This is a genomic window from Stenotrophomonas sp. 278, from assembly GCF_003935715.1.
Lineage (GTDB): Bacteria > Pseudomonadota > Gammaproteobacteria > Xanthomonadales > Xanthomonadaceae > Stenotrophomonas > Stenotrophomonas maltophilia_AH.
Genome location: NZ_RHPP01000175.1, coordinates 1 through 7,187, shown reverse-complemented (window position 1 = coordinate 7,187; position 7,187 = coordinate 1). Strand labels below are relative to the sequence as shown.

Here is a 7,187-nt window from a genome sequence, read left to right as displayed (position 1 = left end):
GGCAGACGCCGCGGCCGACCCGGCCAAGGCCGAAGGCCAGCCGACCGAAGGCGCTCCGGCTGCCGAACCGACCAAGCAATAACGGGGACCATCCGTCATGCCTAAATTTTTCATTGAACACCCGGTATTCGCCTGGGTGGTCGCGATCCTGATCTCGCTTGCGGGCGTGATCTCGATCCTGGGCCTGGGCGTGGAGTCCTACCCCAGCATCGCACCGCCGCAGGTGACGGTGAGCGCCACCTATCCCGGTGCCAGCGCCGACACCACTGAAAAGTCGGTCACCCAGGTGATCGAGCAGCAGCTGACCGGTATCGATCACCTGCTGTACTTCAGTTCTTCCTCGGCCTCCAACGGTCGTGCCCAGATCACCCTGACCTTCGAGACCGGCACCGATCCGGACATCGCGCAGGTGCAGGTGCAGAACAAGGTGTCGCTGGCGACGCCGCGTCTGCCGACCGAAGTGACCCAGCAGGGCGTGGTGGTGGCCAAGGCCAACGCCGGCTTCCTGATGGTGGTGGCCCTGCGTTCGGACAGCGAGGCGATCAACCGCGACGCCCTGAACGACATCGTCGGTTCGCGCGTGCTCGACCAGATCTCGCGTATTCCCGGCGTCGGCAGCACCCAGCAGTTCGGTTCCGAGTACGCCATGAACATCTGGCTCAACCCGGAGAAGATGCAGGGCTACAACCTCAGCGCCAGCCAGGTACTGGCCGCGGTGCGCGCGCAGAACGTGCAGTTCGCCGCCGGTTCGCTGGGTTCGGACCCTTCCCCGGCCGGCCATTACTTCACCGCCACGGTTTCGGCCGAAGGCCGCTTCAGCTCGCCGGAACAGTTTGAGAACATCATCCTGCGGGCAAACGCAGATGGTTCGCGGGTGATGCTCAAGGACGTGGCACGCATTGCCTTCGGTGCCAACAACTACGGCTTTGATACCCAGTACAACGGCCGGCCCACCGGTGCCTTCGCAATCCAGCTGCTGCCGGGTGCGAACGCGCTGAACGTGGCCGATGCCGTGCGCGCCAAGATGGACGAGCTGCAGCCCAGCTTCCCGGCGGGCGTGAGCTGGTTCTCGCCGTACGACAGCACCACCTTCGTGAAGATCTCGATCGAGGAAGTGGTCAAGACCCTGATCGAAGCGGTCGTGCTGGTGTTCCTGGTGATGCTGATCTTCCTGCAGAACTTCCGCGCCACCCTGATCCCCACCCTGGTCATCCCGGTGGCCCTGCTCGGCACCTTCCTGGGCATGAGCATCATCGGCTTCACCATCAACCAGCTGACCCTGTTTGCGATGGTGCTGGCGATCGGCATCGTGGTGGATGACGCGATCGTGGTGATCGAGAACGTCGAACGCATCATGACCGAGGAGAAGCTGCCACCCAAGGCCGCGACCCAGAAGGCCATGACCCAGATCACCGGCGCGGTGGTGGCGATCACCGTGGTGCTGGCGGCGGTGTTCATTCCGTCGGCGCTGCAGGGCGGTGCCGCAGGTGAGATCTACAAGCAGTTCGCGCTGACCATCGCCATCGCGATGGCGTTCTCGGCGTTCCTGGCACTGGGCTTCACCCCAGCGCTGTGCGCGACCTTCCTCAAGGCCACCCACAACGACCACCCGAACATCGTCTACCGCACCTTCAACAAGTACTACGACAAGGTCAGCAACACCTATGTGGGCCACATCACCTCGGCGGTGAAGCATGCGCCGCGCTGGATGATCCTGTTCGTGGTGCTGACCGTTCTGTGCGGCTTCCTGTTCACCCGCATGCCGGGCAGCTTCCTGCCGGAAGAAGACCAAGGCTATGCGCTGGCGATCGTGCAGCTGCCGCCGGGCTCGACCAAGGCGCAGACCAACGCGACCTTCGCGCAGATGCGCGGCATCCTGGAAAAGCAGGATGGCTTTGAAGGCATGCTGCAGGTGGCCGGTTTCAGTTTCGTCGGTTCGGGCGAGAACGTGGGCATGGGCTTCATCCGCCTGAAACCGTGGGCGGACCGTGACATCACGGTGCCGGAGTTCATCGGCAACATGAACGGCGCGTTCTACGGGATCAAGGAAGCACAGATCTTCGTGGTCAACCTGCCGACGGTGCAGGGTCTGGGCCAGTTCGGTGGCTTCGACATGTGGCTGCAGGACCGCGGCGGTGCCGGCTATGAACAGCTGACCCAGGCGCGCAACATCCTTTTGGGCAAGGCGGCGGAAGAAAGCGATGTCCTGACCGGGGTGCGTCCGAACGGCCTTGAAAATGCGCCGCAGCTGCAGCTGCACGTGGACCGCGTGCAGGCGCAGACGATGGGTCTGTCGGTGTCGGACGTGTACAGCACGATTCAGCTGATGCTGGCTCCGGTGTACGTGAACGACTTCTTCTACCAGGGCCGCATCAAGCGCGTGACCATGCAGGCCGATGGCCCGTACCGCACCGGTGCGGAGTCGTTGAACAGCTTCTACACGCCAAGCAGCCTGCAGACCAATGCCGACGGCACCCAGGCAATGATTCCGCTGAGCACGGTGGTGAAGTCCGAATGGGTGTCGGCACCGCCGTCACTGAGCCGCTACAACGGTTATTCGGCGATCAACATCGTCGGTTCGCAGGCACCGGGCCGCAGCTCGGGTGAGGCGATGCAGGCAATGGAGCGGATCGTTTCCGACGACCTGCCGGCGGGCTTCGGCTACGACTGGTCGGGCATGTCCTACCAGGAAATCCTGGCGGGCAACGCGGCGACGCTGCTGCTGGTGCTGTCGATCGTGGTGGTGTTCCTGTGCCTTGCCGCACTGTACGAAAGCTGGTCGATCCCGGTGGCGGTGCTGCTGGTGGTACCGCTGGGCGTGCTGGGTGCGCTGGCGTTCTCGCTGGCACGAGGCCTGCCGAACGACCTGTACTTCAAGATCGGCCTGATCACGGTGATTGGTCTGGCAGCGAAGAACGCGATCCTGATCGTGGAGTTCGCGGTCGAGCAGCGCGCGGCGGGCAAAAACCTGCGCGAGGCGACCATCGAGGCGGCGCGCCTGCGCTTCCGTCCGATCCTGATGACCTCGTTCGCGTTCATCATGGGCGTGATTCCGATGGCGATCTCGACCGGTGCCGGTGCCAACTCGCGTCACGCCATCGGTACGGGCGTGATCGGTGGCATGGTGTTCGCCACCTTCCTGGGCCTGCTGATGATTCCGGTGTTCTTCGTCGTGGTCCGCCGCATGCTGGGCGACAAGCTGGACGAACCGTCCAAGGAGTTCCTGGAGCGCCAGGGCGAAGCCAACGCCGCCCATCGCCCGGATCGGTGATCGATGATCGGTAGGTGGCCACCGTTGGTGGTCACCCCTCAAAGGCCCCGGAGCGATCCGGGGCCTTTTTGTTTGTCGGCCTTCGATGTGGATGCAATTGCATGGATCCTGCGGGCACCCGGGCGTTGCCCGGCTGCCGTTTGGATTCGGGCGAACAGCCGGTGGTCATCGATTCCGTGGGTTGGCGGTTCGGGGTGGGCGTTCCGGGGGACGCTGTGAATACGTCCATGTAAGCTCATCGCCGCATCCATGCGGCTCGTGCCCCCTCCAGCCCACCCCGACCCGCCCCGACAGTGCGTCGGTAGCCATGGGAAAAGCCAGATCAACCGCAACGTTGATCCGGGGGACATGCGTTACCGATTGTTGGGATTTTCACGGCGATCGTCTGTCGACCGATCCCACCGGGGCAGCGCGAGTGGCTTTTGATCTTCCGTGGCCACCGACCCACTGTCTGGGGCGTGCCGGGGTGGGTTTGCGGGACCGTCAAAAACATGGATGTTTTTGACGAGCCCCCATGGATGGGTTTACGGCGTGTCCCGCAAACCCACCCCGGCGCGACCAAACACGGATTCACGTGACCGCCGGCTGTTCGCCTGAATCCAACAGCAGCCGGGCAAGCCCGGCTCTACGTAACATCGGCGCTCTCAGCGCAGACCGGTCTCGTTGCGCGCGATCACCAGGCGCTGGATTTCCGAGGTGCCTTCGTAGATCTCGGTGATCTTCGCATCACGGAAGTAACGCTCCAGCGGCATTTCCTTGGAGTACCCCATGCCGCCGTGGATCTGCACCGCCTGGTGGGTGATCCACATCGCCGCTTCCGAGGCGGTGAGCTTGGCAATCGCCGCTTCGTTGCTGAAGCGCTTGCCCTGTCCCTTCACCCACGCCGCGCGCAGGGTCAGCAGCAGTGCCGCGTCCAGCTTGCACTTCATGTCCGCGATCTTGGCCTGGGTCATCTGGAAGGTGCCGATCGCCGCGCCGAACGCCTTGCGCTCCTTCACGTATTCGATCGTCGCTTCATAGGCCGCACGCGCGATGCCGATGGCCTGCGAGGCGATGCCGATGCGGCCGGCATCCAGCACGCCCATCGCGATCTTGAAGCCCTCGCCTTCCTTGCCCACGACGTCGTCGGTGTGCGCCACGTAATCCTGGAATTCGATCTCGCAGGTCGCCGAGGCGCGGATGCCCAGCTTCGGCTCGGTCTTGCCGCGGTGGAATCCGGGCCGGTCGGTGTCGATGATGAATGCGGTGATGCCGCGTGCGCCGGCTTCCGGGTCGGTCATCGCGAACAGCACGATGTACTTCGCCACCGGGCCCGAGGTGATCCAGCTCTTCTTGCCGTTGATCACATAGGTGCCGTCAGCCTGCTTGACCGCGCGGCAACGCATCGCGGTGGCGTCCGAACCCGACTGCGGCTCGGTCAGCGCGAACGCGCCAATGGCCTGCCCTTCGGCAATCGCACGCACGTAGGTCTGCTTCTGCGCTTCGCTGCCGTGGGTCAGGATGCCGTTGCAGAACAGCGAGTTGTTCACCGACATGATCGTCGAATGCGCCGCGTCGCCGGCGGCGACCTCCACCATCGCCAGCACGTAGGCGATCGGGTCCATGCCCGCACCGCCGTACTCCTCCGGCACTTCAATGCCCATCAGGCCGTTCTCGCCCAGCAGGCGGATGTTTTCCAGCGGGAACTCGCCGGTGCGGTCATGGTGTTCCGCGCTCGGGGCGATCTTTTCCTGCGCGATACGGCGTGCCACGTCCTGCAGCATCAGCTGCTCTTCGGTAAAACTGAAATCCACAAGAACCCTCCCAGGAAAATGTCGATATCAACCGCCGTGTGCGCGGTCAGATGGCGAATTGTACCGGGGGCCGGGCAATCCCGGCTGACTTGACCGGAACGGGCAGAAACGCCGAAAATATCTCTATATCGCGATAGGTAGATATTTATGGATCTCGAAGACTGGTCGGTGCGTCTGAAGGTGTTCGCCGACGCGACCCGGGTGCGCCTGCTGACCCTGCTGGAGCAGGAAGAACTGACCGTGGCCGAGCTCTCGGCGATCACCACGCTGGCGCAGCCGCGGGTATCCACTCATCTGGCCAAGCTCAAAGAGGCCGGACTGGTGCGCGACCGCCGCGCCGGCGTCTCGGCCTATTACCGCTTCGATGAGGCGGCGCTGGATCCGGCGCAGCGCGCATTGTGGCATGCCCTGAGCACCGGCAGCGACGACCCGCTGCTGCGTCAGGATGCTGAACGCGTGGCCGGGGTGCTGGCCAGCCGCGCCGCAGACCAGAACTGGGCCGACAGCGTGGCCGGCGACATGGAGCGCCATTACTCGCCCGGCCGCACCTGGGAGGCGCTGGCCCGGACCGCCCTGCCCCTGCTGGAAACCGGCGACGTGCTCGACATCGCGTCCGGCGACGGCGTGCTGGCGGAATTGGTCGCCCCGCACGCCAAGCGCTACATCTGCATCGACACCAGCGCCCGCGTGGTCGCCGCTGCCAGCGAACGCCTGCGCCGCCTGGCCAATGTGGAAGTGCGCGAAGGTGACATGCATGCCCTGCCGTTCAAGGACCGCAGCTTCGACCTGGTGGTGCTGATGCATGCGCTGACCTACGCCAGCAAACCGGCCCAGGCGGTCGCGGAGGGCGCGCGCGTGCTGCGTTCCGGCGGCCGCCTGCTGTTGTGCAGCCTGGCCCGTCACGAACACAAGGCCGCCGTGGAAGCGTACGGCCACGTCAATCTCGGTTTCAGTGACAAAGAACTGCGCAAATTCGCCGAGAAAGCCGGGCTGGTGGTGTCCAGCCTGGAAACGGTGACCCGCGAGAAGCGGCCGCCGCATTTCGAAGTCATCTCGCTGATTGCCACCAAGCCCTGAGGTTTCCATGTCGTCTCTGCCGTGGCTGCACCCTGAGCGTGTCCGTGCCCTCGAATCGGCGCTGGCCGAGCGCATCCTGATCATCGACGGTGCGATGGGCACGATGATCCAGCGCCACGGACTGGAGGAAGCCGATTACCGTGGCGAGCGTTTCGCCGGTGGCTTCGACCACCAACACGGCGCAGGCTGCGACCACGGCACCCCGGAAGGCCACGACCTCAAGGGCAACAACGACCTGCTGCTGCTGACCCGGCCGGAGGTGATCGCCGGCATCCACACCGCCTATCTTGAAGCCGGCGCGGACCTGATCGAGACCAATACCTTCAATGCCACTTCGGTGAGCCAGGCCGACTATCACCTGGAGCACCTGGTGTATGAGCTCAACAAGGCGGGCGCAGCGGTGGCGCGCGCCTGTTGTGATGCCATCGAAGCGACCACGCCGGACAAGCCGCGTTTCGTCATCGGCGTGCTTGGCCCGACCAGCCGTACCGCCTCGATCAGCCCGGACGTGAACGATCCGGGTTTCCGCAACACCAGCTTCGATGCGCTGCGCGACACCTACCGCGAAGCGATCGATGGCCTGATCGACGGTGGTGCCGACACGCTGATGGTGGAAACCATCTTCGACACGCTCAATGCCAAGGCGGCGCTGTTCGCCATCGAAGAAGCGTTCGATGATCGCGGCGCGCGCCTGCCGATCATGATCTCCGGCACCATCACCGATGCCTCCGGCCGTACCCTGTCCGGGCAGACAGCCGATGCCTTCCACGCCTCGCTGGCCCATTCGCGGCCGTTGTCGATCGGCCTGAACTGCGCGCTGGGTGCCGACGCCATGCGCCCGCATGTGGAAACCCTGGGCCAGGTCGCCGACTGCTACGTCAGCGCCCACCCCAACGCCGGTCTACCCAACGCGTTTGGCGAGTACGACGAAACCCCGGATGAAATGGCTGCCACCCTGCGCGGCTTCGCGCAGGACGGCCTGCTCAACATGGTGGGGGGCTGTTGTGGCTCCACGCCGGATCACATCCGCGCCATCGCCCAGGCGG

The 7,187-nt window shown here is 64.6% G+C and carries 4 protein-coding genes; 3 read left to right on the top strand and 1 reads right to left on the bottom strand.

The genetic code is table 11. From position 1 onward, the window contains the following. Positions 1–97 precede the first annotated feature (97 nt). Positions 98–3,271, top strand: a complete 3,174-nt coding sequence (locus EGJ34_RS19445) for a multidrug efflux RND transporter permease subunit (RefSeq protein WP_125362098.1) — start codon at positions 98–100, stop codon at positions 3,269–3,271. Between the two features lie 644 nt (positions 3,272–3,915). On the opposite strand, the gene EGJ34_RS19440 is transcribed toward EGJ34_RS19445, so the two are convergent. Beyond that, positions 3,916–5,064 (bottom strand): acyl-CoA dehydrogenase family protein, encoded by a 1,149-nt coding sequence (locus tag EGJ34_RS19440; protein WP_125362097.1) that lies wholly within the window; start codon positions 5,062–5,064, stop codon positions 3,916–3,918. Positions 5,065–5,211: 147 nt separating this feature from the next. Between EGJ34_RS19440 and EGJ34_RS19435 the strand changes: the two genes are divergently transcribed. Next, on the top strand, positions 5,212–6,141 hold the full coding sequence (locus tag EGJ34_RS19435; protein WP_125362096.1) for an ArsR family transcriptional regulator: 930 nt from the start codon (positions 5,212–5,214) through the stop codon (positions 6,139–6,141). 7 nt (positions 6,142–6,148) lie between these two features. Beyond that, on the top strand, positions 6,149–7,187 hold a 1,039-nt coding region (locus EGJ34_RS19430; RefSeq protein ID WP_125362095.1), incomplete at its 3' end, for a homocysteine S-methyltransferase family protein.

Excerpts from the sequence above, each read along its gene's own strand:
- EGJ34_RS19445 (WP_125362098.1), top strand. The coding sequence starts at position 98 with ATGCCTAAATTTTTCATTGAACACCCGGTATTCGCCTGGGTGGTCGCG.
- EGJ34_RS19435 (WP_125362096.1), top strand. The coding sequence starts at position 5,212 with ATGGATCTCGAAGACTGGTCGGTGCGTCTGAAGGTGTTCGCCGACGCG.